Origin of the sequence: Bradyrhizobium sp. 191, from assembly GCF_023100985.1 — a bacterium.
GTDB classification, from domain to species: domain Bacteria; phylum Pseudomonadota; class Alphaproteobacteria; order Rhizobiales; family Xanthobacteraceae; genus Bradyrhizobium; species Bradyrhizobium diversitatis.
Window position 1 is genome coordinate 826420 of sequence record NZ_CP064692.1, and the last position, 25845, is coordinate 852264.

Sequence of the window (25845 nt, forward strand, 5' to 3'; positions counted from 1 at the left end):
CGCGCGGACGGGACGGCAAGCCGCGGCCAGATCGAGCTTGCCGAAGCATCCAGGAGATCGAGGGTGCGGCAGCCTCTCTACCCTGTCTTCAGCAGCCATCGGATCGGCACTGCAATCGCCAGCAGCGCGATTACACCTGCGGCCCAAAGCGCAACGAACCACAGCAGCTGCCGCCAGGTTTGAGACACGCGCAGCCTCAATGATACCCCTCGCCGTGCCGCACCTTGCCACGAAATATCCAATAGACGTAGCCGGTATAAACAAGGATCACCGGTACCAGCACCGCCGCACCGACGAGCAGGAACAACTGGCTGCTGGGATGGGTGGCTGCCTGCCAGATCGTAATCGAGGGCGGCACGATCATCGGCCACATGCTGATGCCCAGCCCGGCATAGGACAGCAGGAAGAAGCCCAGCGCGCACAGGAACGGCATCCCATCCTCGCCCTTGCCGAGCGCGCGGTGAAAGCGCCAGGCCAGCAGGGCCACGAGAACCGGCACAGGCGCTGCGTAAAGCATGTTCGGCAGCGTCAGCCATCGCTCCCGGAACGCAGGGCTTTGGATGATCATCATCAAGGATATGACGGCGATGAAGCCGAGTGTCGCAAAGCCGAGAACGCGTGCATAGCTCCGGCAGCGCGCCTGAAGCGCCCCGTCGGTCTTCCAAATCAGCCAGCACGCGCCGAGCAGGCCGTAGCCGACAACCAGGGCAACACCGGTCAAAACCGAGAAAGGCGTCAGCCAGTCCCACCATCCGCCGGCGTAGGCACGCCCCTCCACACGAATGCCTTGCACGATGGCGCCAAGGCAGACGCCCTGAAGAAATGCGGCGGCAAAGCTGCCCCACGAGAAGGCGCGGTCCCACCATACTTCACCGGCGGACGTCCGCGCTCGAAACCGCATCTCGAAGGCCACCCCGCGAAACACCAGCGCCAGCAGCATCAGGATGAGCGGCATGTAAAGCGCGGGAAAAATCGTCGCGTAGGCCAGCGGAAACACCGCGAACAGGCCGCCGCCGCCGAGCACGAGCCAGGTTTCGTTGCCGTCCCAGACCGGCGCGACGGAATTGACCATGACATCGCGGTCGGCTCTCGCCACCTCGGCCGGAAACAGGATGCCGACGCCGAGGTCGAAGCCGTCCATCACGACGTAGAGCAGCACGGCCGTGGCGATCAGCAGGGCCCAAATCAATGTGAGGTCGATGCTCATGGCCGGATCCCCGCTTGCCGCGGCTCTGCTCTGTGCGTGTCTGACCCTACTATCAAGGCTGGCGCAGGCGTGATGCCGGCCGTGCGGACCGGCTGGCCTTGTGGCGGTCCTTGCTCGCCGGCTTCAGGCGTCTGGCGGAAGAGGTGAAACAGATAAGCGATCCCCGCGCCGAAGACGACGAAGTACACGACAATGAATGCCGCCAGAGACGCGGCGACGGCCGGCGCTGCGACCGGCGCCACGCTATCGGCCGTCCTCAGCAGTCCATAAACCGTGAATGGCTGGCGTCCCGCCTCCGTCACCGTCCATCCGGCCGTCACCGCGATCAGCCCCGACGGCCCCATGGCCACGGCAAAGCGGTGCAGCCATGGCGTGTCGTACAGAGCGTCGCGCCAACGCAGAACGAGCGAGGTCATGCCGAGCACGATCATCAGAATGCCCAAACCGACCATGATGCGGAACGCCCAGAAGACGAGCGGAATGTTGGTCGGCCAGGTATCCTTCGGGAAAGCCTTGAGCCCCTTGACCTCTCCATCAAGGCTGTGCGTCAGATAAAGGCTCGCAAAACCTGGAATGGCGATTTGGCCGTGCGTCACCCCGACTTCGGCATCCGGCATGCCGAACAGGATGGAGGAGGCCCGGCGCTCGGTCTCGAAGTGGCCTTCCATGGCCGCGACTTTGACCGGCTGATGGTGGTAGGAATTCACGCCGTGCAGATCGCCGATCAGGAGCTGCATCGGCGCCACGATCGCGGCCATCCACATCGCCATTGAAAACATGATGCGAGCGCGTTCGTTCATCCTGTCCCGCAGCAGGTGCCAGGCACCCACGGCACCCACGATCATCGCGGTCGTCAGGTAAGCCGCTGTCACCGTGTGGGCGAATCGATAGGGGAACGAAGGATTGAAGATGATCCCGAGCCAGCTCTCGGGAATGAACTGGCCGTCCGCCCCCGTGGCATGTCCCGCCGGCGTCTGCATCCAGGAATTCGCGGCTAGAATCCAAAAGGCCGAGAGCAAGGTGCCGCCCGCGACGAAACAGGTCGCAACGAAATGCAGGCGCGGACCAACGCGGCCAAGGCCAAAGAGCATCACCCCAAGGAAGCCGGCCTCGAGAAAGAAGGCCGTCAGCACTTCGTAGCCGAGCAGCGGACCGAGCACCGGCGCCGTCTTGTCGGCAAACACCGACCAGTTCGTGCCGAACTGGTATGACATGACCAAGCCCGACACCACGCCCATGGCGAAAGCGACGGCGAAAATCTTCAGCCAATAGCGATAGGTGTCGAGATAGGCGCCGCGGCCCGTCCACAGCCACAGACCTTCGAGCACGGCAAGATAGCTAGCCAGTCCGATGGTGAAGGCCGGAAACAGGAAGTGCCAGACCACCGTGAAGGCAAACTGGAAGCGCGCAAGATCCAACGCGCTGGGCAGTAGATCGGACATAGCTCCGCCCCTCGACATCAATTGCGGCCCGCAGCCAACGTTCCCAGCCTGCGCCGGTTCCAACTGCCTCGATCATCAGATGTCGAGAGTTTTAAGCATTCTGCGGGCAGCGTCCCTTGGAGGATATCGTTGGAACGGTACCGTCTCAATATGCCTGAATGTCCTACCGCGCACCCGGTCTGCAGCGGACGAGCTGCGATCGGAGCGCGCGCTAGGAGCGCTAGAGCGGACCGCTTGCGCGTCGAGCTTTTGGCGGCGGGTGCAGCAGGCGGGTGCTGCGCGCCGATCACGACGGCATACCGGCTCGCTGCAGTTGTAGAACTCCGGATTTCCAGCTATATCACTGGAAATAGCCGAGGACGGCATGGGAGACTCACAGAAGCGCGCCATCCAGAACTATCGGTCACGCCTCGGTAAGCGCGGCTTGGCGCGTTTCGAAGTGCTCGGCCGGAATGCCGACCGCGATCTCATCCGTTCGTTCGCCAAACGCCTGTCGGAGGATACGCCAGAGGCCTCGGCGCTTCGCGCCGCCGTGCGCAAGTCGATCGCAGGCGAGCCAACCCGGCCGGGCGGGATTCTCGCCGCATTGCGCCGTTCTCCGCTCGTAGGGGCTGATCTCGATCTTTCTCGCCCCCGTGAAAAGGGCCGCAAGGTCGACCTGTGACGCGCTATCTCCTCGACACCAACATCATCAGCAACGTCGTCAAGCCGCGACCGTCGGACTCTCTGATGTCATGGATGTCGATGCAGCGCGACGAGGACCTGTTCATCGCCTCCTTAACCGTTGCAGAAATCCGCCGTGGTATTTTGGAAAAACCGCGTGGCAAGAAGCGCGATCTCCTCGACGTCTGGTTCTCGGGGCCCGAAGGACCGCAAGCGCTTTTTGCGGGCCGCATCCTGTCCTTCGACGACAAGGCCGGACTCGTCTGGGCCCGACTGATGGCCGAAGGCAAAACGGCCGGCAAACCGCGAAACGCGCTCGACATGATCATCGCCGCCGTCGCCAATACAAACGACTGTGTCGTGGTGACGGATAACGAAACGGATTTCGCCGGGATCAAGGTCTTCAATCCGGTACGCGGATGAGCGTGATGTAGTCGTCGGATGGGTGAAGTGCAGCGATACCCATCAAGTCCGCTCTACAAGCGCGATGGGGCATTCTACGGGCACTGTCCTTGGACAATATCGTTGGCACAATACGGTCTCAAGAGGCCCGAATGTCCTACCCCCCGCAGAAGGGCCGGCGCCGACCTTCTTCGATCAGTGCAAGTTCGCTGACGCGCTGCCGTCGGGGCAAGCCTCACAAGAGACCATTGTCCTTGAGCAGTTGAACCTCATCACCCGTAATCCAGCCGAAAACCTTCAACATCCCATCATTCTGCTCGAGCAGATAGACGTTGGTGAAAGGCACATCGATACGCCTGCCATCTTTCTCGAACTCGCTGCTCCAGCCCACGTGGACCAGGCAATGTGTTTCATCGATCGAATGCATCTCGATCCCGGAGACGGTGACCGCCTTGTTGCCGATCTGACGATAGTGCTCGTATCCCTTTGAAATCCGCTCGACAAAAGTGTGATCGTTGTCCCCTGCCATGACACCTTTTGGTCCTGCAGCGATATACTGGGTGGAAAAAAGCGAACGGAAAAATTCCTCATCAAGAGTACCTTCCAAGCCATCCCTGAAGGCTTGGGCATATCGTTCAAAGAACTGTTCCACTTCGCCTTTCGAGATGGTCATCCGCAGCTTCTCCTTCGACTTCGAGAAAGCGTTGCCAGATCCGCCACAAGCTGACGGTCCGCTACCTTATCGATCTTGGCATTCGGCTGTTGTTATCGGCGGGCCGTTCGAGGGCCAGTTGTTGGCTAGCGATCGTTCGCGGTTCATCGAACTCCGCTTTCCCATTGATGCTGGTCGAGTAAACAGCGAGGCTATGCCACCGACGCGGGTCTTGCCGGTGCTCGCAAGCACCGGACTGAAAACGAAGAAGCCCGCATCTCTGCGGGCGTTCCAGGCTTCGCAGGCTTTCCCGCTACGATACTGGATCTCAGTCAGCCCAACTAGCCGCTTACGACGAGGTGTCCCAAACTCGCAGCGACGCCTTCAGGCCGGACCGGCGCTCAGCTGTCGTTCGCGCCACAAGGAGGGCGACAAGCCCGTCATCCGCTTGAAGGCATTGCTGAAGGCGCCCTGCGAGGAATAGCCGGCCAAAGCCGCAACCGACGCCACGGAAAGTTCTTCGTCCCGCAGCGCCTTGCAGGCGAGATGGATGCGCCAACGCGCAAGATAGCCGAGCGGCGCGATACCGGCCGTCGCGGTGAAGCGCGCGGCGAAGGTCGATCGCGACATCGCGCAGGCGCGTGCCAATTCGTCGAGATGCCACGCGCGCGCCGGATCGTCATGCATGAGCTGCACGGCCGGCGCGAGGCGCGGATCACCCAGCGCGCGCAACCACCCCGGCGGGATGCGGTCGTTGCCGTCCATCTGCGCTCGCAGGATCTGCACGAACAGCAACTGCGCGAGCTGCGTTGCGACAAGGGCGCCTCCCGGCAGCGGCTGCTGGCGCTCATTCACGAGTTCGCTGAGCAACCAGCGAAACCGCGCTGCTTGCTCGGTCGCGCCGTCGACGCGGAGCCACGGTGGCAGCGCTTCCGACAGCAGGGTCCCGCTCGTCGGATCGAGCAGGACATGCCCGCCCACATAGCTGAAGTCGGTTCCATCGCCCAAGGTGACGAACGAGCGGCCACGCCCGGAAAACAGCGCCATTGCGTCGACCGGCGTCACCGACGGATCGCTCGACAAGGTGTAGGGACGCTGCGCCGTCAGAAGGCCCACATCGCCTTGTCCGAAGCGCATCGGTGCTTCGCCGTCGATCCGAGCCCAGCACCGGCCCTGGGTCAGCGCGAAGAACTTGATCGACTTCGGTGCCGGAAACCGAAGCGCCCAGGCACCTCCCGCGTTGAAGCCGCCGGTCACCATCGACTCCACCGTTGTCAGTCTGAGAATTTCGGAAAGCACGTCGGACGGCATTTTCGGATTGTCGCGTATAAATGCCGGACGTTCAAGCATTCGCGATCCAGCTTCCTGCCCTATCTTTCAAAAGGCATCATCAATTCGCTTTCGGAGCAGCCATGGCGGACGACACCATCCTCATTACTGGTGGAACAGGATTTATCGGACAGCACACGATCATCGCCGCGCTCGCCGCCGGCTTCCGCGTCCGCACCGCCATCCGTTCGCTCGACCGGGCGGACGAGGTTCGCGCCTATCTGGCCCATGGCGGCGCCGAGCCGGGAGAGCGACTGAGCTTCGTTGAGACCGACCTGCTCAAGGACGAGGGATGGGCCGAAGCCGCACAAGGCTGCGTCTATGCCATTCATAGTGCGTCCTCGACGCCCTCGGGAAACTATGCGAGCGAAGAAGACTGGATCCGGCCCGCTGTCGACGGCAACCTTCGGCTGCTCCGTGCCGCCCGCGACGCTGGGGTGAAACGGGTGGTGCTGACCTCGGCCTTCGGGGCCATCGGCGCCGGCAAGGCCAGTCCCGGTCGACCCTTCACCGAGGAGGACTGGAGCGATCTCGATGGTCACATCGCGCCTTATCAAAAGTCCAAAACGCTGGCGGAGTGCGCGGCTTGGGAATTTATCGCTGAAAACGGCAACGGGCTGGAACTGGCAACGATCAACCCGACCGCCGTGATGGGCCCGGCGCTTGGTCCGGACACCTCGCATTCGCTGATGATGCTGAAGGGCATGCTCGAGGGCCAACCCGGGCAGCCACGTATCCAGTCATGTTTCGTGGACGTACGCGATGTGGCCGACCTTCAGTTGCGGGCAATGACCGATCCGGCCGCAGCAGGCGAACGATTTCTCGCAACCTCCGGTGACGCGCTGTGGCTCGTCCAAGTGGCCGAAATTCTTAAGGAACGCCTCGGGGAACAGGCCCGTAAGGTATCCACCATGCAATTTCCGGACATCGCCATGAAAGCCAAGGCCATGGTGGATCCCAAGGTGAAGGCGCTTCTTCCCCTTCTTGGCATCGATCTGTCGGCCAGCGGCGAAAAAGCGAAACGCGTGCTCGGTTGGGATCCCCGCCCGCCAGCCGATGCTATCGAGGCCGCGGCACGCAGCATGATAGAGGTCGGCATAGTCAAGGTCTGAACGCCCGTCCAAGGGCGGGCGGCCCTTGCTTCCGGGGCACCGGGGCAGGAATCTGCGCCAGATCGTCAGGCTGGGATCTCAGGGGCACCGAATAGCAAAGGCGGCCAATTGGATTCGCGATCATTTCCGCGAGCACTTCCACATCGAGCAGTTGGCGACGATGATCGGCATGGGCGTTTCAACCCTCCACCGGCATTTCCAGGAGCTGACGGGAATGAGCCCGCTGCAATACCAAAAGCACCTGCGCCTCCATGAAGCGCGCCGGCTGATGCTGATCGAGGAAACGGACGTCACCACAACAGCTTTGAAAGTAGGATATGAAAGCCCGACCCAGTTCGTGCGGGAGTATCGGCGACTTTTTGAGCAGCCCCCGTTGAAGAACATCAAGTCGATACGTTCGGAAGGCGGAGAGCGGACGGCATTCTGATCGCCCCCGGATTTATGCGCTTGTTGTGTTCTCGCGAGAAATCCAGAGGCGCGGTGAGACACGCCCGCCTTAGTTGAGGTGAGAGCGGCTTGCGGCTCGATCTGCGAGCGCAAAACCCAGCTGCGATCATGACTTATCGAACGCACAGCCAGCTAACAGCGGCGACCTAGATCAATTGACATCAATCGGTCCCTATCGAATGTTCCGCGTCATCAATATTCGCTGCTGTATCCCACAGTATCCCAAAATACGACCCGTCACTCCCACTCAATCGTCCCGGGCGGCTTGCTGGTCACATCATAGACCACCCGGTTCACGCCCTTCACCTCGTTGATGATCCGCGTCGCGGTCTCGCCCAGAAACTTCATGTCGAACTGGTAGAAATCCGCGGTCATGCCGTCGGTCGAGGTGACGGCGCGGAGCCCAACCACGTAGTCGTAAGTGCGGCCGTCGCCCATGACGCCGACGGTCTTGACCGGGAGCAGCACGGCGAAGGCCTGCCAGATCTCGTCGTAGAGGCCGTGCTTGCGGATCTGGTCGATGTAGACGGCGTCCGCCTTGCGCAGAATGTCGAGCTTGTCCTTGGTGATGTCGCCGGGGCAGCGGATGGCGAGGCCGGGGCCGGGGAACGGGTGGCGGCCGACGAAGATTTCGGGGAGGCCGAGTTCGCGCCCTAACTTGCGCACCTCGTCCTTGAACAGCTCGCGCAAGGGCTCGACGAGCTTCATGTTCATCCGCTCAGGGAGACCGCCGACATTGTGGTGCGACTTGATCGTCACCGAGGGGCCGCCAGTGAAGGAGACGCTCTCGATCACGTCCGGGTAGAGCGTGCCTTGCGCCAGGAAATCGGCGCCGCCGATCTTCTTGGCCTCGGCCTCGAACACCTCGATGAAGAGGCGGCCGATGGTCTTGCGCTTGGCTTCGGGGTCGGTGACGCCTTCGAGTTCGCCGAGGAATTGCTTGGACGCGTCCACATGCACGAGCGGGATGTTGTAGTGGTGGCGGAACAGGTCGACGACCTGCTCGGCCTCGTTGAGGCGCATCAGGCCGTGATCGACGAAGACGCAGGTGAGCTGATCGCCGATGGCTTCGTGAATCAGGACGGCCGCGACGGCCGAATCGACGCCGCCGGAGAGGCCGCAGATCACCCTGCCCTTGCCGACCTGCGCGCGGATCTTGGCGATCTCCTCCTCGCGGAAGGCGCGCATGGTCCAGTCGCCAGAAAGGCCCGCGATCTTGCGGACGAAGTTGCGGATCAGCTTTGCGCCGTCGGGCGTGTGCACCACTTCGGGGTGGAACATCAGGCCGTAATATTTGCGCTTCTCGTCCTGGATGATCGCAAACGGCGCGTTCGGCGAGGTGCCGGCGACGGAGAAGCCCGGCGGCATCCTGGTGATGCGGTCGCCATGGCTCATCCAGACCTGGTTCTTGCTGCCTGACGACCAGACGTCCTCGAACAGCTTGCTCTCGGCCTTGACCTCGACGTCGGCACGGCCGAATTCGCGGTGATGGCCGCCCTCGACTTCGCCGCCCAGCTGCGCCGCCATGGTCATCTGACCGTAGCAGATGCCCATCACGGGCACGCCGGAGGCGAAGATCAGTTGCGGCGCGCGGGGCGAGCCGGCCTCGTGCACCGACTCGGGGCCGCCGGAGAGGATCACCGCCTTCGGCTTCATCTCCTTGAAGGCCTGTTCGGCCTTGTTGAACGGGACGATCTCGCAATAGACGCCGTCCTCGCGCACGCGGCGCGCGATCAGCTGCGTCACCTGGCTGCCGAAGTCGACGATGAGAATCTTGTCGTGCGCCGAGGCCACCGAGGGCGTCGACGCGGAGCGGTCGTTCTGTGCTGCTGTCATGGCCAGCAGATACGCTGGCAGCGGGCGCGCCGCAACCGCGCACGCGGCGCGCCCACATGCTTCTTTGGGCATGGACAAGTGGATATATGTCAGTAATATTGACCTATTATCGACCCGCTCTGAGAAAGGGTCGATCAGGGAGAATGCCATCTCCTGCGCGGGTGAACGAAGCGGTGCTGATCGTGTGGGGATCGGCGAACTGTTTCATGGGATAACAGTCCTACGGACTCCATTGTGACAATAAGACGAAGGCCGGCGCTCCCCGGTGCCGGCTGCGACCATCCGCGCGCCTCGACCGGATGCGAGCCGTCTGGTAATCTCTACTACTGATTGAAATTCATTTTCATCCCTGGGAGATTTCATGAAACTCGCATCCTTCAACGTGGAAAACCTTTTCATGCGCGCGCGTGCGCTCAGTGGCCCCGGCTTTTCGGAGGAAGGAAGGACCATCCTGAAGGCGGAGGCAGACATCAACGCCATCCTCGGCAAGCACAAGTACACCGCGAACGACAAGAAGAAGATCGTCGAACTGCTCGATACTCTCGGCCTCAAGAAATCGGACGAGAGCAAATACGCGATCCTGCGGCAGAATCGCGGCCATCTCGTCAAGCGGCCTCAAGGCAAGCCGATTGACGTCGTGGCCAACGGCCGAGACGACTGGATCGGCTGGGTCGACCTCCAGCTGGAGCAGGTCAACGAAGAGGCAACACGCAATACCGCCCGGGTCATGAAGGCGATCGATGCGGACGTGCTCGGCGTCGTCGAGGCGGAAAGCCGGCCCGCCCTCGTCCGGTTCTGCAAGGACGTGATGCCCGCCGTCGACGCGACGCCCTACGACCACATCATGCTGATCGATGGCAATGACGATCGCGGCATCGACGTCGGACTTATGACCAGGAAGAAGTTCGAGATCGTCTCGATCGCGAGCCACGTCGATGACGAGGACGAGGACGGCCTCGTGTTCAGCCGGGATTGCGCGCAATTCGAGATTCAGACCGCAGCGGGAAGTTCGCTCGTCGTGCTCGCCAATCACTTCAAGAGCAAGGGATTCGGCTCCCCGGCGACCTCGAACGCGAAGCGGAAACGCCAGGCCGCGCGCACCGCAACCATCTATCGGCAGCTTCGCCAGAAGCACGACTTCATCGCGGTGATCGGCGACTTGAACGACACACCGGACAGCGATCCGCTCAGCCCCCTGTTTCATCAGACCGGACTGAAGGACATCAGCGAGCTCGAAGGGTTCGACGACGGCGGGCGCCCCGGCACGTTCAAGAACGGTACCGCCTCGAACAAGATCGACTACATCCTGCTATCACCGGCCCTGTTCGACAAGGCGACCGCCGGCGGCATCTTCCGCATGGGGGTCTGGGGCGGCAAGAACGGCGACCTGTTCCCGCATTTTCCGGAGATCACCAGAGAGGTCGAGGCCGCGTCCGATCATGCGGCGATCTGGGCCGAACTCGACGTCTAGTCGACCGCCGTGGGCGCCGGCCGGCGCCAACGGCTTGCGACCGTCGCGTTTGCGGCTATGAGGAGACCGTAACAAACCGCATCGACCGGATTCTCTCCCATGAAACTCCCCACCTCCCCCTTTACCGTCACCGACTGGAGCCGGATCGAGGCGACCACGCATCCCGGCGAGAGCGGTGAGGCCAAGTGGCGCACGCTCAATATCGGCGATCTCCGGGTGCGGATGGTGGAATATTCGCCGGGCTATCTCGCCGATCATTGGTGCGATCGCGGTCACGTGCTCTACGTGCTGCAGGGCGAGCTCGATTCCGAGCTGCGTGACGGCCGCAAATTCAAGCTGACCGCAGGCATGAGCTACCAGGTCTCGGATTTCGGCGACGCCGCACACCGGTCCTCGACGGCCACCGGCGCCACGCTTTTCATCGTCGATTGAGGCTCGCCGTGACGGTTAATTTGCACCGCAAAATAGCAAAGACGGGCGACATCCCGAGCCGCGGGTGGTGCCTTGAAGTAGCCCCAAATTCTCGCTATATTGTGATCATCGATACTTGGCCGAACGACTGGGCCGCTTCGCTTCGTTGCAGACGGGCGCGCACGCTTCAGATGACTTCTCCAAACATCGACTGAACAGGATCAAGGGCGCAGCGACGCGTACCGGTCCGCGTGCGTACCCTCTCTAACAAAGGAAATTCCCATGGCTATGGGCACCGTGAAGTGGTTCAACACCCAAAAGGGTTATGGTTTCATCCAGCCGGACGACGGCCAGAAGGACGTGTTCGTGCACATCAGCGCGGTCGAGCGCGCCGGCCTCTCCACCCTCAACGAGGGCCAGAAGGTCTCGTTCGACATCGTCGCCGACCGCCGCAGCGGCAAGTCCTCGGCTGACAATCTCCGCGTCGGCTAACGCCCGCGCAACGTTCTGACCACGGACGTACCGGCAGAACGCTAGAACAAGAACGCCCCGCGACCGGGATCCGGTCCGCGGGGCTTTCGTTTTGGCCCCCTGTCATTCCGGGGCGCCCGGAGGGCGAACCCGGAATCCATCGCACGGCGTTTCTCTGCGGCTCCATGGATTCCGGGTTCTCGCTTCGCGAGCCCCGGAATGACGGCGGGGTGCGGTCAGCCCGCCTTCCGCAGCACCGACACGAAGAACCCGTCCGTTCCGGTCCGTCGCGGCGTCATCAGCCAGCCCTCGCCCGTCTGCAGCGCGGCCTCGCCAAAAGCTTCCGCCTTGTCCCAGAGCACGCTCGCGGTCTGCTCGGGCGGCACCACGCCGAACTCGGGATGGCGCGCGACGAATGCCCTCACCTGCTCGCCGTTCTCCTCCGCCAGCACCGAGCAGGTGATGTAGGCGATGCGGCCGCCTGGCTTCACCAGCGGCACGGCACGCGCGAGCACCTCGGCCTGGTCGCGCAGGCGGATCTCCAGCGCGCCGGGGCGCATGCGCCATTTGGCATCGGGGTTGCGGCGCCAGGTGCCGGTTCCCGTGCAGGGGGCGTCGATCACGACGAGGTCGGCCGAGGCGCGAATGTCCGCCAGCGGATCGGCCTCGCCCTTGGGCGTGCGAACGTCGGCATTGTGGACGCCGGCGCGCGACAGCCGCTCGTGGATCGGGGCGAGCTGGCGCTTGTCGCGGTCGGTCGCGATCAGGCGGCCCTTGCCCTGCATCAGGGCGGCGAGCGCCAGCGTCTTGCCGCCGGCGCCGGCGCAGAGATCGATCACCTGCTCACCGGGCTTTGCCGCGGTAAGCTGGGCCGCCAGCTGCGATCCTTCATCCTGCACTTCAATTGCGCCCTTGATGAAATCCTCTTCCGCCTGGACGCCCGGGTTGCGCGCGTCGGCCGAAAGCTCGATGCGCAGGCCCGTTGCCGACCACGGCGTCGGTTTCGCATGAAGATGAGAAAGCGCCTTCAGCACCTTGTCGCGATCGGACTTTAGCGTGTTGACGCGCAAGTCCAGCGGCGCCCGGCTGGCCATCGCGGCCGCCTCCGCCGCACGGTCGTCGCCGAACACTTCGGCAAGGTGCGAATCCAGCCATTCGGGATAGTCGCCGGCCACGGCGGCAGGCGCGTCCTTCAGGGAGCGCGAGGCGAGCGCGGCCTGCTCGGCCTCGGTCAGCGGCGCCGGCGCGAACCGGCTGCCGTCGAACAGCGCGGCCATGGTGGCCGTGTCCATATTGCGCTCGAGGCGGAGCATGCCGATCAGGCGCGCCCGCGCGGTATCGGAATCCATCAGGAACGCGCTCGAGGCGTAGCGGCGCAGCACGTCCCAGACGAGACCGGCGATCGCGGCGCGGTCGCCCGAGCCGGCGAAGCGGTGCGCGGTGCCCCACTCCTTCAGCGCCTTGGCCGCGGGCACGCGGTCCCTCTCGATGGTGTCGATCAGTTCGATGGCTGCGGACAGCCGGGCAGCGGGGGTCATTTGAATTCTTTCAAGCGGCGCGCAAGCGCCTAGATCAGCAGCAAGAGCTTCAGCGCGAAGTAGATCCACATCGCCAGCAGCACCAGCACGCCGGCAAGCCAGACGGTGGAGCGCCGGCCCAGATCGTTCGAGGACACGAAGATCCCGGCATGGGCAAAGCGCGCCACGACGAACACCCAGGACATCAGCACGATGAAGAGATCGGCGCGGCGCAAAGGCAATGCCAGCGCGATCAGGACGTAGAACAGCACCGGCAGCTCGAACTGGTTGCGGTAGCAATTGGCGATTTGTGTGGCGCCCTTCGGCCAGTTCGGCTCGCCCAGCGCAATGTCGCGAATCCTGGTTTCGCCGGAGACCAGCGTCTTGCGGCGCGCGACGACCATCCCGATCAGAAGCGCGAAGGTGAGAGCGACCTGCACGAAGACCGGCAGCAAAACCATTTGAACGGACATCGGAACTTTCCCGAGAGGCGAAATGCCGCCGACCGTCATTAGCCGCGACTTCTGCCGCTGACAATGAACGACTTGAACCGGCGTTCCCGGCCTTGCGACCAATCATCGACCGCTAAAGCGATTTCGGCCCCTGGCACCTCGCCGATCGCATCGCCTCGCCGCTCGCCGGCCCCGTCGCCCTGCAGGACGGCTACACCATCCGCTACCGCGTGCTTTAAACTTTGTTCGTTGCGATCCATGCCCGCGCCGTCATCGTTCCGACGCGCGACGACGGGTAGGATGATCGCATGCCCGAATTTCGCCTGACCCAGATTTCCGACACCCATCTCGGCCGGCGCTTTCCCGGCCTGATCGCCAACTTCCACCGCGTCAGCGAGCACATCGATGCCGACAGGCCCGATCTCGTCGTCAACACCGGCGACGTCTCGTTCGACGGGCCGGCCGGCCGCGACGACGTCGAATTCGCGAAAGGCCTGCACGAGGCCCTACCCGTCGCCTGCCGCTACCTGCCCGGCAATCACGACATCGGCGACAATCCGACCGCGATCGGGCCGGCGCCGAAGCCGCCGGTCAGCGAGACGCACCGCCAGCAGTTCTGCGACATCATCGGCGAAGACCATTGGTCGTTCGACGCCGCGGGCTGGCGCTTCATCGGCCTCAACTCGCTGGTGATGAATTCGGGACTCGCCTTCGAGGCCGAGCAGTTCGACTGGCTCGCCTCCGAGCTATCGCGCGCGAACGGCAGGCCGGCCGCGCTGTTCCTGCACAAGCCGCTGTTTCTCAACCTGCCTGACGACCCCGAGACGCCGGAGACCTCGATCCGCTATGTGCCGCAGCCGGCGCGGGCGCGGCTGATCGAGATGTTCGGGACTATCGACCTGCGTCTCGTCGCCAGCGGTCATGTGCACCAGCGCCGCGACTTCACCTGGCGCCGCACCCGCCACGTCTGGGCGCCGTCGGCCGGTTTCGTCATCAACGATCAGCGCCAGGACCGGATCGCGATCAAGGAAGTCGGGCTCGTCGAATACCGCTTCCAGCCCGACAGTCTCGAGGTTCGTCACGTCCGCGCGGCGGGCCAGGTGGACGTCGACATCGAGGAGCTGCTCGTCCAGATGGGCGGCGAGCATTAGCTCGCGACCGGTTCTCAGGCGACGCTCTTGAGATCCTGCTGGATCGCTGCGAGCAGGGATTGCAGAGCCTCGCTGTTCACTGGTTTGGCCGCCAGATCATTGGCGGGCGGATGCCCTGGAGCTTGCGCAACCTTGACCGGACGCTTCGGGAATGGAGGCGGCACCGGCATCGCGGCCTGCGTGAAATCGCCCTCCTCGTCGACGTGGACGAACTTGCCATGGATGACGTCGTCGCGACGGCCCATGACGAACATGGTCGCCCAATAGGCGGCGGCCAGCACAATGACGCAGAAAATACCAATCTCTAACATCGCAACACCTGAAATATGCGCGATGATTCAATGCCTTCGCCGGCCCGTCAATCGACCGGCGCGCCCACCGGCGGTTTTTGCGAGCAGGTGTGGCCGATCGGTGACTCTTTCTTAACCATTCCCGGCCCTTCCGGGGCGGGAAGCGGCGGCTCAGGCCTTGTCCGGCCCGACCCGCACCAGCTGCTTGCCGAAATTGGCGCCCTTCAGGAGGCCCATGAAGGCAGCCGGCGCGCTCTCCAGGCCCTCGGTCACGAACTCCTTGTACTTGACCTTGCCCTCGCGGACCCAAGTCGACATGTCGCGAAGGAAGTCGCCATGGCGGGCAGCAAAGTCGGAGACGATGAAGCCGCGGAAGGTCAGCCGCTTGGTGAGGATGTTGCGCATCATTGCGCCGGCCCATTTCGGCGGCTTGGCCTCGGTGTCGTTGTAATGGGCGATCAGGCCACAGACCGGCACGCGCGCGAACGGATTGAGCAGCGGGAACACCGCCTCGAACACGGCGCCGCCGACATTCTCGAAATAGACGTCGATGCCCTTCGGGCAGGCGAACTTCAGCTTGGCCGGAAAATCGGTTTCGCGGTGATCGAGACACTCGTCGAAGCCGAGCTCCTTCACCACATAGTCGCACTTGTCCTTGCCGCCGGCGATGCCGACCGCGCGTGCGCCCTTGATCTTGGCGATCTGGCCGACGGCCGAGCCGACCGCGCCGGAAGCACCGGCAACGACGACGGTCTCGCCGGGTTGCGGCTTGCCGATGTCGAGCAGGCCCGTGTAGGCCGTCATGCCGGGCATGCCGAGCACGCCGATCGAGGTCGAGATCGGCCCGAGCTTGGGATCGACCTTGATCAGGCCCTTGCCGTTCGAGATCGCATGCGTCTGCCAACCGGAGCGGATGCGCACGATGTCGCCGACCGCGAAATCGGGATTGTTGGAGGCCGCAACCTCGCTGACCGCCTCACCTTCCATCACCCCGCCGATTGGCACCGGTGCAGCGTAGGACGGCCCCTCGCTCATGCGCCCGCGCATATAGGGATCGAGCGACAGCCAGATCGTGCGCAACAGGACTTCGCTCGGTCCGGGCGTCGGAACGGCAAATTCCTCCAGGCGAAAATCAGACGGCTTGGGTTCGCCGACGGGACGCGCGGCGAGAACGATGCGTTTGGCTTGGACCATGGCTTCCTCCGGATTGCTTGTCGGCGCGAGCGAAGCGGAGGGAGAGAAGCGCGTCAATATAAAAGCGATGGAGTTTGATGGCGTTTCGTCACGCGCATCCCTCCTGTCCCGGACGCGCTGCAGCGCTCTTGCGCTGCTGCGCAGAGCCGGGACCCAGATCGCGAAACGCGACCAAGCCTCGCGATGGGCCCCGGCTCTGCAGCGCACCGCTGAGGAAGCGCTGCGTCCGGGGCACGAGCGCGGCGTCAAAGGTGAGAGTAGAACTAACCCCCGCCCGGATAGTTCGGGCTCTCGCGCGTGATCGTCACGTCGTGGACGTGGCTTTCGCGCAAGCCCGCGCCGGTGATGCGGACGAACTGGGCCTTGTCGTGCAGCTCCTTCATGTCGCGTGCGCCGACATAGCCCATCGCAGCGCGCAGGCCGCCGGCGAGCTGGTGCATGACGTGGCCGACCGCGCCCTTGTAGGGCACCTGGCCCTCGATTCCTTCAGGCACGAGCTTGAGCGTGTCCTTGATATCCTGCTGGAAATAGCGGTCGGCCGATCCGCGCGCCATCGCGCCGACCGAGCCCATGCCGCGATAGGCCTTGTAGGAACGGCCCTGCCACAAGAACACTTCTCCGGGCGTCTCGTCGGTGCCGGCGAGCAGCGAGCCGACCATGGCGATGTCGGCACCGGCCGCGAGCGCCTTCGCAAGGTCGCCGGAATATTTGATGCCGCCGTCGGCGATGACCGGGATGTCGGACTTCTTCGCCGCTTCCACCGCATCCATGATCGCGGTGAGCTGGGGAACGCCGACGCCGGCGACGATGCGGGTGGTGCAGATCGAGCCCGGGCCGATGCCGACCTTGATGCAATCCGCGCCCGCGTCGATCAGCGCCTGCGCGCCTTCGGTGGTGGCGACGTTGCCGGCGACGACCTGCACCGAGTTGGACAGACGCTTGATGCGGTTCACCGCGTGCAGCACGTGACGGGAATGGCCATGCGCGGTGTCGACGACGACGAGGTCGACGCCGGCATCGATCAGGCGCTCGGTGCGCTCGAAGCCGGTGTCGCCGACGGTGGTAGCCGCGGCGACGCGCAGGCGCCCTTGCGCGTCCTTGCAGGCGAGCGGATGGGCGACCGCCTTCTCCATGTCCTTCACGGTGATGAGACCGACGCAGCGATATTGCTCGTCGACGACGAGCAGCTTCTCGATGCGGTGCTGGTGCAGCATCCGCCGGGCCTCGTCCTGGCTGACATTCTCACGGACCGTGACGAGGTTTTCGTGCGTCATCAGCTCGGAGATTTTTTGCTGGCGATTGGTCGCAAACCGCACGTCACGGTTGGTGAGAATGCCGACCAGCTTGCCGGGCGTGGACTTGCCCGCGCCGGTGACGACGGGAATGCCGGAGATGCCGTGATCGCTCATCAGCTTCAGCGCGTCATCGAGCGTGGCGTCGGGGCTGATGGTGAGCGGGTTCACCACCATGCCGGACTCGTAGCGTTTGACCTGCCGCACCTGGGCGGCCTGCCCTTCGGGATCGAAATTGCGGTGGATGACGCCAAGGCCGCCGGCCTGCGCCATGGCGATCGCCATGCGGGCCTCAGTGACCGTGTCCATGGCGGAGGCCATGATCGGAATATTGAGCGGAATGGCGCGGGTGACGCGGGAACGGATGTCGACCTCGCCCGGCATGACGTCGGACAGGCCCGGCTTCAACAGCACGTCGTCGAACGTAAGGGCTTCGCGGATGCCTTGAAGTTGCACCGTGGCCATCTGCCAACTCCTTCCTGCGGCCCTGCCGCAAATGCTTATGGATGAGCGCCGCCCTCGGCGTGCCTTGCGGCATCGCCGGAGAATCGGAGCCCATCGGTGGGGTTGACGCGGGTCGATAGCACGGCCGCGTGACGAATCAAAGCAATTCGGGCCGCCGGCCAGCCATGCACAGGGGTTTTTTGGCCGATTCAGCTGGGCGGGGTCGGTACGCCGCCCCCTCCGCCGTGATTCCGGGGCGCGACGAAGTCGCGAACCCGGAATCCATCTCGCAGCGGATCTTACGGTCCGATGGATTCTCGGGTGCGCAATTGCGCACCATAGCTCGCGCCACGGGGCGCGCCCCGGAATGACGGCGGAGCGAGAAGCGACGCCCCGAAATGACGGAGACGCAGGGTCACACCGTTGTTACGCGGGACTTAGGTGCCATGCGCCGATCCACAATGGTCTCCGCCTGGTGGCAATGATAAGCCGCAGCTCCGCCCTTCCTTCCGATTTCATTACCAATCCGTCATGGTCGACAAGCAACGCGTCATCCCGCTGATCGTGGCCACTGCTCTCTTCATGGAGAACATGGACTCGACGGTGATCGCCACCTCGCTGCCGGCGATCGCGGCCGACATCGGCACCAGCCCGCTGACGCTGAAGCTCGCGATCACCTCCTATCTGCTGTCGCTGGCGGTGTTCATTCCAGCGAGCGGCTGGACCGCCGACCGGTTCGGCGCACGCATGGTGTTCGCGATCGCGGTCGGGGTGTTCATGGTCGGCTCGGTCGGCTGCGCGCTCTCGACCTCGGTCACCGACTTCGTCTTCGCACGCATCCTGCAAGGCATGGGCGGCGCGATGATGACGCCGGTCGGGCGCCTCGTGCTGCTGCGCTCGGTCGACAAGAGTGCGCTGGTCAATGCCATGGCCTGGGTGACGGTCCCTGCCCTCATAGGCCCCGTGATCGGCCCGCCGCTCGGTGGGTTCATCACCACCTACGCGTCCTGGCACTGGATCTTCCTGATCAACATCCCGATCGGGCTGCTCGGCATCTTCATGGCGCTGCGCTTCATCGACCCGATCAAGAGCGAGGAACGCGAGCCGTTCGATCTCTACGGCATGGTGCTCGCTGGGCTGGGGCTCGCAGGCATCGCCTTCGGCCTGTCGGTTGCCGGCCTCAATCTGCTGCCGTGGAGCACCGTTGCCGCGCTGGTCGCGGGCGGCGCGATCTCGATGACGCTCTACGTCATGCATGCCCGGCGCACGGGATCGCCGGTGCTGGATTTCTCACTTCTGAAGCTGCCGACACTGCGCGCGGCCGTGTTCGGCGGCTTCCTGTTCCGCCTCGGCATCGGCGCGCTGCCGTTCCTGCTGCCGCTCTTGATGCAAATCGGCTTCGGGCTAACCCCGTTCCATTCCGGCCTCGTCACCTTCGCCTCCTCGCTCGGCGCGATGGGCATGAAGACACTGGCCGCCCGCATCATCCGCACCTTCGGCTTCCGCAATCTGATGACTGTGAACGCGATCGTCAGCGCGTTCTTCCTTGGCGTCTGCGCGCTGTTCACGGTATCGACGCCGCTGCTGATCATCATGGTCATCCTGGTGGTCGGCGGCTTCTTCCGCTCGCTCGAGTTCACCGCGATCAACACGGTCGCCTATGCCGAGGTCGAGACCGCGCAGATGAGCCGTGCTACCACCCTCGTCAGCGTCAACCAGCAGCTCGCGGTCTCGGCCGGCGTCGCCGTCGGCGCGGCGAGCGTGGAAACCACGATGTGGCTGCACCATGTCAGCGAGCTCAATGCCACCGTGTTCGCGCCGGCCTTCGTCGTTGTAGCGCTGACCTCTGCGGCGTCGAGCTGGTTCTTCTGGCAGATGCCCGCGGATGCCGGCCACGAGATCTCCGGCCGCAAGGCGGCGGAGATCGCGAGCCGCAAGGGCGCCGGCAAGGGCGCGGAGAAGGCTGCCGTCAAGGCGGCGAGCGAGGATACGCAGGACGTGCGGGACCAACGGCTGGGGTAGTTTCTCGCTCGTCATTGCGAGCGCAGCGAAGCAATCCAGAGTGCCTCCGCGGCAACAGCCTGGATTGCTTCGTCGCTACGCTCCTCGCAATGACGGATGATGTGGCTACTGCTGTGTCCCCCCGCGAAATCCCGACGCGAGCACGTAGCGCTCCGAGGAATCCTGCCGGCTCGCGGCGGGCTTCACATGGCGCACGATGGCAAAGTCGCGCTTGAGCTGGGCGAGCAGCTCGGCGTCGGCGCCGCTCTGGAACGTCTTCGCGAGGAACGTGCCGCCGGGCTTGAGCACGTCGCAGGCAAACGCAGCGGCCGTCTCGACCAGGCCGACGATGCGGAGCTGGTCGGTCTTGCGGTGGCCGGTGGTGTTGGCGGCCATGTCGGACATCACGACGTCCGCCTTGCCGCCCAGCATCGCGGTGAGCTTTTCGGGGGCGTCATTATCCATGAAGTCGAGCTGCGCGAAATCGACGCCGGGAATCTCCGGCATCTCCAACAGATCGATCGCGACGACCTTGCCCTTGCCTTCCGTCGATCCGACGCGCTTGGCTGCGATCTGGCTCCAGCCGCCGGGAGCCGCGCCGAGATCGACCACGGCCATGCCAAGCTTCAGAAGCCGGAACTTATCGTCCATCTCCAGCAGCTTGAACGCGGCGCGCGAGCGATAGCCCGCCGCCTTGGCCTTGGCGACATAGGGATCGTTGAGCTGCCGCTCCAGCCACAGCTTCGACGACAGTTTGCGCTTGCCGCCGGTCTTGACCTTGGTCTTGACCTGAACGTGCAAGCGGCCGGTGGTGTCCTTGGCCATACTCACCAGCTCCTGAGCGCGCCGTCCTCGCGCATCATCTCGACCAGCATGCCCTCGCGCAAGCCACGGTCGGCGACACGCAGGCGCGGCAGCGGAAAGGCGCGGCGGATAGCGTCGAGAATGGCGCAGCCCGCCAGCACGAGATCGGCGCGCTCGACGCTGATGCAGCTGTTGTTCGCGCGCTCCTCGTAGCTCATGCCGAGCAGCCTGCTGATGGTCGCGGTGATATCGGCATCGTTCATCCAGATGCTGTCGATACGGCGGCGGTCGTAGCGCGCGAGGTTGAGATGGATGCCGGCCAGCGTCGTCACCGTGCCGGACGTGCCGAGCAGGTGCATGTCGGCGAGATCGCGGCCGTACTCCTCCGCGAACGGGGCGACATGGTTTGCGACCTCCTGCTCCATCGCGGCATAGATCCCGGGCGTCACGTCGCGGCCGCCGAACTGCTCGGCGAGCGTGACCACACCGTACGGGATCGACATCCAGGCCTTGATGCGCGGCTCCGGGTTTTCCGGGTCGCGCTCGATCCGCACCAGCTCGGTCGAGCCGCCGCCGATGTCGAACAGAATCGCGCCGCGTCCTCTGGGGTCGACCAGCGGCGAACAGCCGAGCACGGCGAGAGAGGCCTCGGTCTCGCGGTCGATCACCTCGAGCTCGATGCCGGTCTCGGCCGCAACGCGGCTGCGGAACCCTTCCGCGTTCGAGGCCGCACGGCAGGCTTCGGTCGCGATCAGCCGCAGCCGCCGCGCCTTCCGCAGATTGATCTTGTCGCGGCAAATGCTGAGCGCCGCGATGGCGCGCTCGATCGCGGCCTCGCTGATGCACCCGGTCGCGGAGACGCCCTCGCCGAGCCGGATGATGCGTGAGAAGGAATCGACCACGCGAAAGCCGTCCTGGGTCGGACAGGCGATCAGCAGCCTGCAATTGTTGGTGCCGAGGTCCAGCGCCGCATAGACGCCGGTTCCCGGCCCTTGCACGCCAATGGCCGAATCGGCGGCCAACGCCACCGCCGCCATCGACCGCTCCAGCTCGCCGTGCGGCCCATGTTGGCTTACATGGCCGTCGCGGAGCCGCGTGTGGTCATTCATACAAATTGTCTTTCCGCGGCCGGTCGGGCCGGTCTGGAATTGATTTTTCGCCTGAAACATTAGCAGCGCGGCAGGCCTGCGCAACAACGCATCACATGGGACCATGCCCATTCGTGCGTTGTCGTGAACGGGGTGGTGGGTTATCTGAGGAGAGTCCGGTCTCCCGCTGCCGCGAAAATGCGCAAATGCCGGCTTTTCAGGTCAATTCCATGCAAGAACACACCAAATCGTCCACGCTCGAGAACGCTATTGCACTGCAAAAATATGGCGTCGGGCAACCGGTCCGCCGCAAGGAGGACGACACGCTGGTGCGCGGCAAGGGCCGCTACACCGACGATTTCAACCTGCCCGGCCAGGCCTATGCCGTGATCGTCCGCTCGACCCATGCCCATGGCATCATCCGCGGCATCGGCCTTGATGCCGCCAAGGCGATGCCGGGCGTGCTGGGGGTGTGGACCGGCAAGGACCTCGATGCTGCCGGTTACGGCCCCTTCACCTGCGGCCTGCCGCTGAAGAGCCGTGACGGCTCGCCCCTGCTCCAGACCAACCGCCAGCCGCTCGCGACCGACAAGGTCCGCTTCGTCGGCGATCCCGTCGCCTTCGTGGTGGCGGAGACGCTGGCGCAGGCGCGCGACGCCGCCGAGGCGGTCGAGCTCGACATCGAGCCGCTGCCGGCGGTGACCGATCCCGAGGAGGCCGCCAAGCCCGGCGCGCCGCAGCTTTACGACCACATCCCTGATAACGTCGCGCTCGACTACCATTATGGCGACATGGACAAGGTCAACGCGGCCTTTGCCAGCGCCGCCCATGTCACCAAAATCGACATTGAGAACACCCGCGTCGCCGTGGTCTCGATGGAGCCGCGTGTCGGCCTTGCCTCCTACGACAAGAAGACCGAGCGCTACACGCTTCAGGTGCCGACGCAGGGTGTCGCCGGCAACCGCGCCAATCTCGCCAAGAACCTCAACGTGCCGAATGACAAGGTGCGCATCCTGACCGCCAATGTCGGCGGTTCCTTCGGCATGAAGAACATCAACTATCCCGAATACATGTGCATCCTGTATGCGGCCAAGGCGCTGGGACGTCCGGTGAAGTGGCTCGACGAGCGCTCCACCAGCTTCCTCTCCGACAGCCATGGCCGCGCGCAGAAGATCCATGCCGAGCTGGCGCTCGATGCCGAGGGGCATTTCCTCGCGGCAAAGCTTTCCGGTTACGGCAATCTCGGTGCCTACATCACCGGCGTCGCGCCGGGGCCGCTCTCGCTCAACACCGGCAAGAATTTCTCCAGCGTCTATCGCACGCCGCTGATGGCGGTCGACATCAAGACGGTGCTGACCAACACCACGTTGATGGGCGCCTATCGCGGCGCCGGCCGGCCCGAGGCGAACTACTACATGGAGCGGCTGATCGACCGCGCCGCCGACGAGATGGGCATCAACCGGCTGACCTTGCGCAGGCGCAACTTCATCAAGCCGAACCAGATTCCGTTCCCGGCCTCCTCCGGCGTCACCTATGACAGCGGCGACTTCCAGGCCGTGTTCAACAAGGCGCTCGAAATCTCCGACCACGAGAATTTCGCCAAGCGCAAGAAGGAGAGCAAGAAGGCCGGCAAGCTGCGCGGCATCGCGGTCGGCTCCTATCTCGAGGTCACTGCGCCGCCGAGCCCCGAGCTCGGCAAGATCGTGTTCGACCCTGATGGCACTGTGCAGCTCATCACCGGCACGCTCGATTACGGCCAGGGCCATGCCACGCCGTTCGCGCAGGTGCTGTGCGAGCAGCTCGGCGTCCCCTTCGAGAGCGTGAAGCTCGTGCAGGGCGACAGCGACATCGTCCACACCGGCAACGGCACCGGCGGCTCGCGCTCGATCACCGCGAGCGGCCAGGCCATCGTGGGGGCCGCAAAGCTCGTCATCGAGAAGGGCAAGCGCGCCGCCGCACATATGCTGGAAGCGTCCGAGGCCGACATCGAGTTCGAAGGTGGCAGCTTCACGATCGCCGGCACCGATCGCAGCATCGACATCATGGAGCTCGCCAAGAAGCTGCATGACGGCAAGGTGCCCGAGGGTGTGCCTGACAGCCTCGACGTCGACCACACCAGCGAGCCGGTGGCCTCGGCGTTCCCGAACGGCTGCCACGTCGCCGAGGTCGAGATCGATCCCGACACCGGTGTGGTGCAGATCGTGCGCTACAGCGCGGTGAACGATTTCGGCACGGTGATCAACCCGATGCTGGTCGCGGGCCAGCTCCATGGCGGCGTCGTCCAGGGCATCGGCCAGGCGCTGATGGAGCACGTCCGCTACGACGAGAGCGGCCAGCCGATCACGGGCTCGCTGATGGACTACGCCCTGCCCCGCGCCGAGGACGTGCCGAACATGGCGGTCGGCGACCACCCGGTGCCCGCCACCACCAACCCGCTCGGCAGCAAGGGCTGCGGCGAAGCCGGCTGCGCCGGCAGCCTGTCCACGGTGGTGAATGCGGTGATCGATGCTCTCTCCGAGTACGGCATCAAGCACATCGACATGCCGCTGACCCCGGAGCGCGTGTGGCGCGCGATCCAGGAGGCGCAGGCCAAGGCGGCGTAGTTGTGTGTTCACCTCGCTTGCGGGGAGAGGTCGAAGCCGGAGCGCAGCGAGGCTTCGGGTGAGGGGGACTCTCCGCGAATCCAACCTCTCACCGTCCTTGCGGAGACTCCCCCTCACCCGGCGCTTCGCGCCGACCTCTCCCCGCAAGCGGGGCGAGGTGAAGAGCCTACGCCGCCGCCTGCTCGCGCGGCTGGTAGATCGCGGTGTGCTGGCAGTGCGCGAGCGGCGTCGTGCCGTTGGCGACGACGAGCGCGTCGAATTCGACCAAGCGGTGGCCCTTCTTTTCGTAGTTTGCGATCACCCTGGCTCGCGCAGCGATCTCGTCGCCGGCGCGTGCGGCGGACAGCAGCTGCATACGGCTGCCGACGTGAATCCAGGGCCCCAGAATGGTGTTGTCGACGAGGACGCGGTTCATCACGCGCTGGATCAGTCCGGGATGGCCGAGATCCTCGCGCGTGAAGATCGGGTCGGTCTCCCTGATGTCGGCGAGATAATCATTGGCGTCCTGCCCGGCCCAGCGTCGGGGCGTCGTGCCCAGCCACTTGCCCAGCTCGAACGTCGCGGGACTGACCGGCTTGCGCTCGGCCACGGCAGGCACCTCCACATAGTCGCTCAACGACACCGCCGGCACCGCCGCCGGCAGCGAGGCCGTCCCGGTCGCACACAGCTCGGTGCGGCTGAACACCTCGATGGTCAGCAGGCCGTTGTGCTCGGTGGCGTCGACGTCGGCGGTCTCGCCGTCATAGACCGGCTTGATGAAGCGGGCCTCGACCAGCCCACGGGAGAGGAAATCGCGCCCCCAGCGCGCGATCGGCACGTGCATCATGTAGGCGAAGACGTCGACGCCGGGGACCAGCCCGCCGGAAAAACCGAAGCGGCGCGCCACGTTGTCGTCGTGCATCTTGTTTTCGGACTGTTTGGCGGTGTTGTGGGCCTCGACGCGGTAGGTTTCGAGCCGGTTCGGCATGGGGCATCTTCCCTGTTTTCTTGTTGTTCAGGAGCAATCGTACGGCCTGAGGAACCGGGGTCAATCCCCTCGCCTTTAGGGCCCGAATGGGGTACCACGCGGCGAATGACTGACACCCCCACCCGCATCTATGTCGACGCCGACGCCTGTCCGGTGAAGGACGAGATCTACCGTGTCGCGCTCCGGCACGGCGTGCCCGTGAGCGTCGTTGCCGGCAATTTCATTCGCGTCCCGCAGGCCCCCTTGATCGAGCGCATCGCCGCGGGCACCGGCATGGACGCCGCGGACGACTGGATCGCGGAGCGTGCCAGGCCCGGCGACGTCGTCGTGACGTCGGACATTCCGCTGGCGAGCCGGTGCGTCAAGGCGGGCGCCGACGTGATCGCGCCGAACGGCAAGCCGTTCACCGAGGAATCGATCGGGATGACGCTGGCGGTGCGCAATCTCATGACCGACCTGCGCTCGGCCGGCGAAGTCACCGGCGGCCCGCGATCGTTTGCGCCGCGCGACCGCTCCGCCTTCCTCTCGGCGCTCGACCAGACGCTGCGCCGGATCCAGCGCCGCCGCGCTGATGCGGCCGCCACCAGTCGGGGCTGATG

The 25845-nt window shown here is 64.5% G+C and carries 24 protein-coding genes and 1 pseudogene; 12 read left to right on the forward strand and 13 right to left on the reverse strand.

Annotated features, from left to right (window positions below; all coding sequences use genetic code 11):
• Window positions 1–196 precede the first annotated feature (196 nt).
• Window positions 197–1207, reverse strand: a complete 1011-nt coding sequence (cydB, locus tag IVB23_RS04000; protein WP_247802511.1) for a cytochrome d ubiquinol oxidase subunit II — start codon at window positions 1205–1207, stop codon at window positions 197–199.
• Window positions 1204–2649, reverse strand: a complete 1446-nt coding sequence (locus IVB23_RS04005) for a cytochrome ubiquinol oxidase subunit I (protein ID WP_247802512.1) — start codon at window positions 2647–2649, stop codon at window positions 1204–1206. The genes cydB and IVB23_RS04005 overlap by 4 nt, the downstream gene beginning before the upstream one ends.
• Window positions 2650–3013: 364 nt before the next feature.
• On the opposite strand from IVB23_RS04005, the gene IVB23_RS04010 reads away from it, so the two are divergent.
• Both IVB23_RS04010 and IVB23_RS04015 read left to right on the forward strand, forming a co-directional pair.
• Window positions 3014–3313: a hypothetical protein gene (locus tag IVB23_RS04010; protein WP_247802513.1), complete on the forward strand. Its 300-nt coding sequence runs from the start codon at window positions 3014–3016 to the stop codon at window positions 3311–3313.
• Window positions 3310–3735, forward strand: a complete 426-nt coding sequence (locus tag IVB23_RS04015) for a type II toxin-antitoxin system VapC family toxin (protein WP_247802514.1) — start codon at window positions 3310–3312, stop codon at window positions 3733–3735. Before IVB23_RS04010 ends, IVB23_RS04015 begins: the two co-directional genes overlap by 4 nt.
• A 214-nt stretch (window positions 3736–3949) precedes the next feature.
• On the opposite strand, the gene IVB23_RS04020 is transcribed toward IVB23_RS04015, so the two are convergent.
• Together IVB23_RS04020 and IVB23_RS04025 are read right to left on the reverse strand one after the other, a co-directional pair.
• The gene (locus IVB23_RS04020) at window positions 3950–4387 is read right to left on the reverse strand and encodes a nuclear transport factor 2 family protein (protein WP_247802515.1); all 438 of its coding nucleotides are present in this window, start codon (window positions 4385–4387) and stop codon (window positions 3950–3952) included.
• Between the two features lie 363 nt (window positions 4388–4750).
• Window positions 4751–5716: an AraC family transcriptional regulator gene (locus IVB23_RS04025; RefSeq protein WP_346659134.1), complete on the reverse strand. Its 966-nt coding sequence runs from the start codon at window positions 5714–5716 to the stop codon at window positions 4751–4753.
• 62 nt (window positions 5717–5778) lie between these two features.
• Here IVB23_RS04025 and IVB23_RS04030 point away from each other — a divergent pair, with 62 nt between their 5' ends.
• Window positions 5779–6807: an aldehyde reductase gene (locus tag IVB23_RS04030; protein ID WP_247802516.1), complete on the forward strand. Its 1029-nt coding sequence runs from the start codon at window positions 5779–5781 to the stop codon at window positions 6805–6807.
• Window positions 6808–6832: 25 nt separating this feature from the next.
• A complete protein-coding gene (locus tag IVB23_RS04035) occupies window positions 6833–7234 on the forward strand; it encodes an AraC family transcriptional regulator (RefSeq protein WP_247802517.1) in 402 nt (133 codons plus the stop codon).
• A gap of 257 nt (window positions 7235–7491) precedes the next feature.
• On the opposite strand, the gene guaA is transcribed toward IVB23_RS04035, so the two are convergent.
• Complete coding sequence (guaA, locus tag IVB23_RS04040) at window positions 7492–9090, reverse strand: glutamine-hydrolyzing GMP synthase (RefSeq protein ID WP_247802518.1); 1599 nt, start codon at window positions 9088–9090, stop codon at window positions 7492–7494.
• A gap of 361 nt (window positions 9091–9451) precedes the next feature.
• On the opposite strand from guaA, the gene IVB23_RS04045 reads away from it, so the two are divergent.
• The 3 genes from IVB23_RS04045 (at window position 9452) to IVB23_RS04055 (ending at window position 11464) form a co-directional block, all read left to right on the forward strand.
• Window positions 9452–10561: an endonuclease/exonuclease/phosphatase family protein gene (locus IVB23_RS04045; RefSeq protein ID WP_247802519.1), complete on the forward strand. Its 1110-nt coding sequence runs from the start codon at window positions 9452–9454 to the stop codon at window positions 10559–10561.
• 99 nt (window positions 10562–10660) lie between these two features.
• On the forward strand, window positions 10661–10993 hold the full coding sequence (locus IVB23_RS04050) for a DHCW motif cupin fold protein (RefSeq protein ID WP_197965938.1): 333 nt from the start codon (window positions 10661–10663) through the stop codon (window positions 10991–10993).
• Between the two features lie 261 nt (window positions 10994–11254).
• Complete coding sequence (locus tag IVB23_RS04055) at window positions 11255–11464, forward strand: cold-shock protein (RefSeq protein WP_015686739.1); 210 nt, start codon at window positions 11255–11257, stop codon at window positions 11462–11464.
• A gap of 215 nt (window positions 11465–11679) precedes the next feature.
• Here the strand turns inward: IVB23_RS04055 and IVB23_RS04060 are convergent, their stop codons facing one another.
• Window positions 11680–12981, reverse strand: a complete 1302-nt coding sequence (locus IVB23_RS04060) for an RsmB/NOP family class I SAM-dependent RNA methyltransferase (RefSeq protein WP_247802520.1) — start codon at window positions 12979–12981, stop codon at window positions 11680–11682.
• A gap of 29 nt (window positions 12982–13010) precedes the next feature.
• Window positions 13011–13433: an MAPEG family protein gene (locus IVB23_RS04065; protein ID WP_247802521.1), complete on the reverse strand. Its 423-nt coding sequence runs from the start codon at window positions 13431–13433 to the stop codon at window positions 13011–13013.
• 122 nt (window positions 13434–13555) lie between these two features.
• On the opposite strand from IVB23_RS04065, the pseudogene IVB23_RS39415 reads away from it, so the two are divergent.
• Both IVB23_RS39415 and IVB23_RS04075 read left to right on the forward strand, forming a co-directional pair.
• A pseudogene (locus IVB23_RS39415) lies at window positions 13556–13651 on the forward strand (acriflavin resistance protein); the annotation flags it as partial.
• Window positions 13652–13720: 69 nt separating this feature from the next.
• Window positions 13721–14563 (forward strand): metallophosphoesterase, encoded by an 843-nt coding sequence (locus tag IVB23_RS04075; RefSeq protein WP_247802523.1) that lies wholly within the window; start codon window positions 13721–13723, stop codon window positions 14561–14563.
• Window positions 14564–14577: 14 nt separating this feature from the next.
• On the opposite strand, the gene IVB23_RS04080 is transcribed toward IVB23_RS04075, so the two are convergent.
• The 3 genes from IVB23_RS04080 to guaB form a co-directional block, all read right to left on the reverse strand.
• Window positions 14578–14874, reverse strand: a complete 297-nt coding sequence (locus IVB23_RS04080) for a hypothetical protein (protein ID WP_247802524.1) — start codon at window positions 14872–14874, stop codon at window positions 14578–14580.
• A gap of 150 nt (window positions 14875–15024) precedes the next feature.
• A complete protein-coding gene (locus IVB23_RS04085) occupies window positions 15025–16047 on the reverse strand; it encodes an NADP-dependent oxidoreductase (RefSeq protein ID WP_247802525.1) in 1023 nt (340 codons plus the stop codon).
• A 263-nt stretch (window positions 16048–16310) separates the two neighbouring features.
• The gene (gene guaB, locus IVB23_RS04090; RefSeq protein WP_247802526.1) at window positions 16311–17804 is read right to left on the reverse strand and encodes an IMP dehydrogenase; all 1494 of its coding nucleotides are present in this window, start codon (window positions 17802–17804) and stop codon (window positions 16311–16313) included.
• A gap of 510 nt (window positions 17805–18314) precedes the next feature.
• Here guaB and IVB23_RS04095 point away from each other — a divergent pair.
• Window positions 18315–19805 (forward strand): MFS transporter, encoded by a 1491-nt coding sequence (locus tag IVB23_RS04095; RefSeq protein WP_061876761.1) that lies wholly within the window; start codon window positions 18315–18317, stop codon window positions 19803–19805.
• Between the two features lie 105 nt (window positions 19806–19910).
• Here the strand turns inward: IVB23_RS04095 and IVB23_RS04100 are convergent, their stop codons facing one another.
• Both IVB23_RS04100 and IVB23_RS04105 read right to left on the reverse strand, forming a co-directional pair.
• Complete coding sequence (locus IVB23_RS04100; protein ID WP_247802527.1) at window positions 19911–20609, reverse strand: RlmE family RNA methyltransferase; 699 nt, start codon at window positions 20607–20609, stop codon at window positions 19911–19913.
• Window positions 20610–20611: 2 nt separating this feature from the next.
• The gene (locus tag IVB23_RS04105; protein WP_247802528.1) at window positions 20612–21697 is read right to left on the reverse strand and encodes a Ppx/GppA phosphatase family protein; all 1086 of its coding nucleotides are present in this window, start codon (window positions 21695–21697) and stop codon (window positions 20612–20614) included.
• A gap of 209 nt (window positions 21698–21906) precedes the next feature.
• Between IVB23_RS04105 and IVB23_RS04110 the strand changes: the two genes are divergently transcribed.
• Window positions 21907–24279, forward strand: coding sequence for a xanthine dehydrogenase family protein molybdopterin-binding subunit (locus IVB23_RS04110; RefSeq protein ID WP_247802529.1), 2373 nt, complete (start codon window positions 21907–21909; stop codon window positions 24277–24279).
• A gap of 166 nt (window positions 24280–24445) precedes the next feature.
• On the opposite strand, the gene IVB23_RS04115 is transcribed toward IVB23_RS04110, so the two are convergent.
• The gene (locus tag IVB23_RS04115) at window positions 24446–25246 is read right to left on the reverse strand and encodes a hypothetical protein (protein ID WP_247802530.1); all 801 of its coding nucleotides are present in this window, start codon (window positions 25244–25246) and stop codon (window positions 24446–24448) included.
• Between the two features lie 105 nt (window positions 25247–25351).
• Here IVB23_RS04115 and IVB23_RS04120 point away from each other — a divergent pair, with 105 nt between their 5' ends.
• Window positions 25352–25843 (forward strand): YaiI/YqxD family protein, encoded by a 492-nt coding sequence (locus IVB23_RS04120; RefSeq protein ID WP_247802531.1) that lies wholly within the window; start codon window positions 25352–25354, stop codon window positions 25841–25843.
• The last annotated feature ends 2 nt before the right edge of the window (window positions 25844–25845 follow it).

Excerpts from the sequence above, each read along its gene's own strand:
- cydB (WP_247802511.1), bottom strand. The coding sequence starts at position 1,207 with ATGAGCATCGACCTCACATTGATTTGGGCCCTGCTGATCGCCACGGCC.
- IVB23_RS04005 (WP_247802512.1), bottom strand. The coding sequence starts at position 2,649 with ATGTCCGATCTACTGCCCAGCGCGTTGGATCTTGCGCGCTTCCAGTTT.
- IVB23_RS04010 (WP_247802513.1), top strand. The coding sequence starts at position 3,014 with ATGGGAGACTCACAGAAGCGCGCCATCCAGAACTATCGGTCACGCCTC.
- IVB23_RS04020 (WP_247802515.1), bottom strand. The coding sequence starts at position 4,387 with ATGACCATCTCGAAAGGCGAAGTGGAACAGTTCTTTGAACGATATGCC.
- IVB23_RS04025 (WP_346659134.1), bottom strand. The coding sequence starts at position 5,716 with ATGCTTGAACGTCCGGCATTTATACGCGACAATCCGAAAATGCCGTCC.
- IVB23_RS04030 (WP_247802516.1), top strand. The coding sequence starts at position 5,779 with ATGGCGGACGACACCATCCTCATTACTGGTGGAACAGGATTTATCGGA.
- guaA (WP_247802518.1), bottom strand. The coding sequence starts at position 9,090 with ATGACAGCAGCACAGAACGACCGCTCCGCGTCGACGCCCTCGGTGGCC.
- IVB23_RS04045 (WP_247802519.1), top strand. The coding sequence starts at position 9,452 with ATGAAACTCGCATCCTTCAACGTGGAAAACCTTTTCATGCGCGCGCGT.
- IVB23_RS04050 (WP_197965938.1), top strand. The coding sequence starts at position 10,661 with ATGAAACTCCCCACCTCCCCCTTTACCGTCACCGACTGGAGCCGGATC.
- IVB23_RS04055 (WP_015686739.1), top strand. The coding sequence starts at position 11,255 with ATGGCTATGGGCACCGTGAAGTGGTTCAACACCCAAAAGGGTTATGGT.
- IVB23_RS04060 (WP_247802520.1), bottom strand. The coding sequence starts at position 12,981 with ATGACCCCCGCTGCCCGGCTGTCCGCAGCCATCGAACTGATCGACACC.
- IVB23_RS04065 (WP_247802521.1), bottom strand. The coding sequence starts at position 13,433 with ATGTCCGTTCAAATGGTTTTGCTGCCGGTCTTCGTGCAGGTCGCTCTC.
- IVB23_RS04075 (WP_247802523.1), top strand. The coding sequence starts at position 13,721 with ATGCCCGAATTTCGCCTGACCCAGATTTCCGACACCCATCTCGGCCGG.
- IVB23_RS04080 (WP_247802524.1), bottom strand. The coding sequence starts at position 14,874 with ATGTTAGAGATTGGTATTTTCTGCGTCATTGTGCTGGCCGCCGCCTAT.
- IVB23_RS04085 (WP_247802525.1), bottom strand. The coding sequence starts at position 16,047 with ATGGTCCAAGCCAAACGCATCGTTCTCGCCGCGCGTCCCGTCGGCGAA.
- guaB (WP_247802526.1), bottom strand. The coding sequence starts at position 17,804 with ATGGCCACGGTGCAACTTCAAGGCATCCGCGAAGCCCTTACGTTCGAC.
- IVB23_RS04095 (WP_061876761.1), top strand. The coding sequence starts at position 18,315 with ATGGTCGACAAGCAACGCGTCATCCCGCTGATCGTGGCCACTGCTCTC.
- IVB23_RS04100 (WP_247802527.1), bottom strand. The coding sequence starts at position 20,609 with ATGGCCAAGGACACCACCGGCCGCTTGCACGTTCAGGTCAAGACCAAG.
- IVB23_RS04105 (WP_247802528.1), bottom strand. The coding sequence starts at position 21,697 with ATGAATGACCACACGCGGCTCCGCGACGGCCATGTAAGCCAACATGGG.
- IVB23_RS04110 (WP_247802529.1), top strand. The coding sequence starts at position 21,907 with ATGCAAGAACACACCAAATCGTCCACGCTCGAGAACGCTATTGCACTG.
- IVB23_RS04115 (WP_247802530.1), bottom strand. The coding sequence starts at position 25,246 with ATGCCGAACCGGCTCGAAACCTACCGCGTCGAGGCCCACAACACCGCC.
- IVB23_RS04120 (WP_247802531.1), top strand. The coding sequence starts at position 25,352 with ATGACTGACACCCCCACCCGCATCTATGTCGACGCCGACGCCTGTCCG.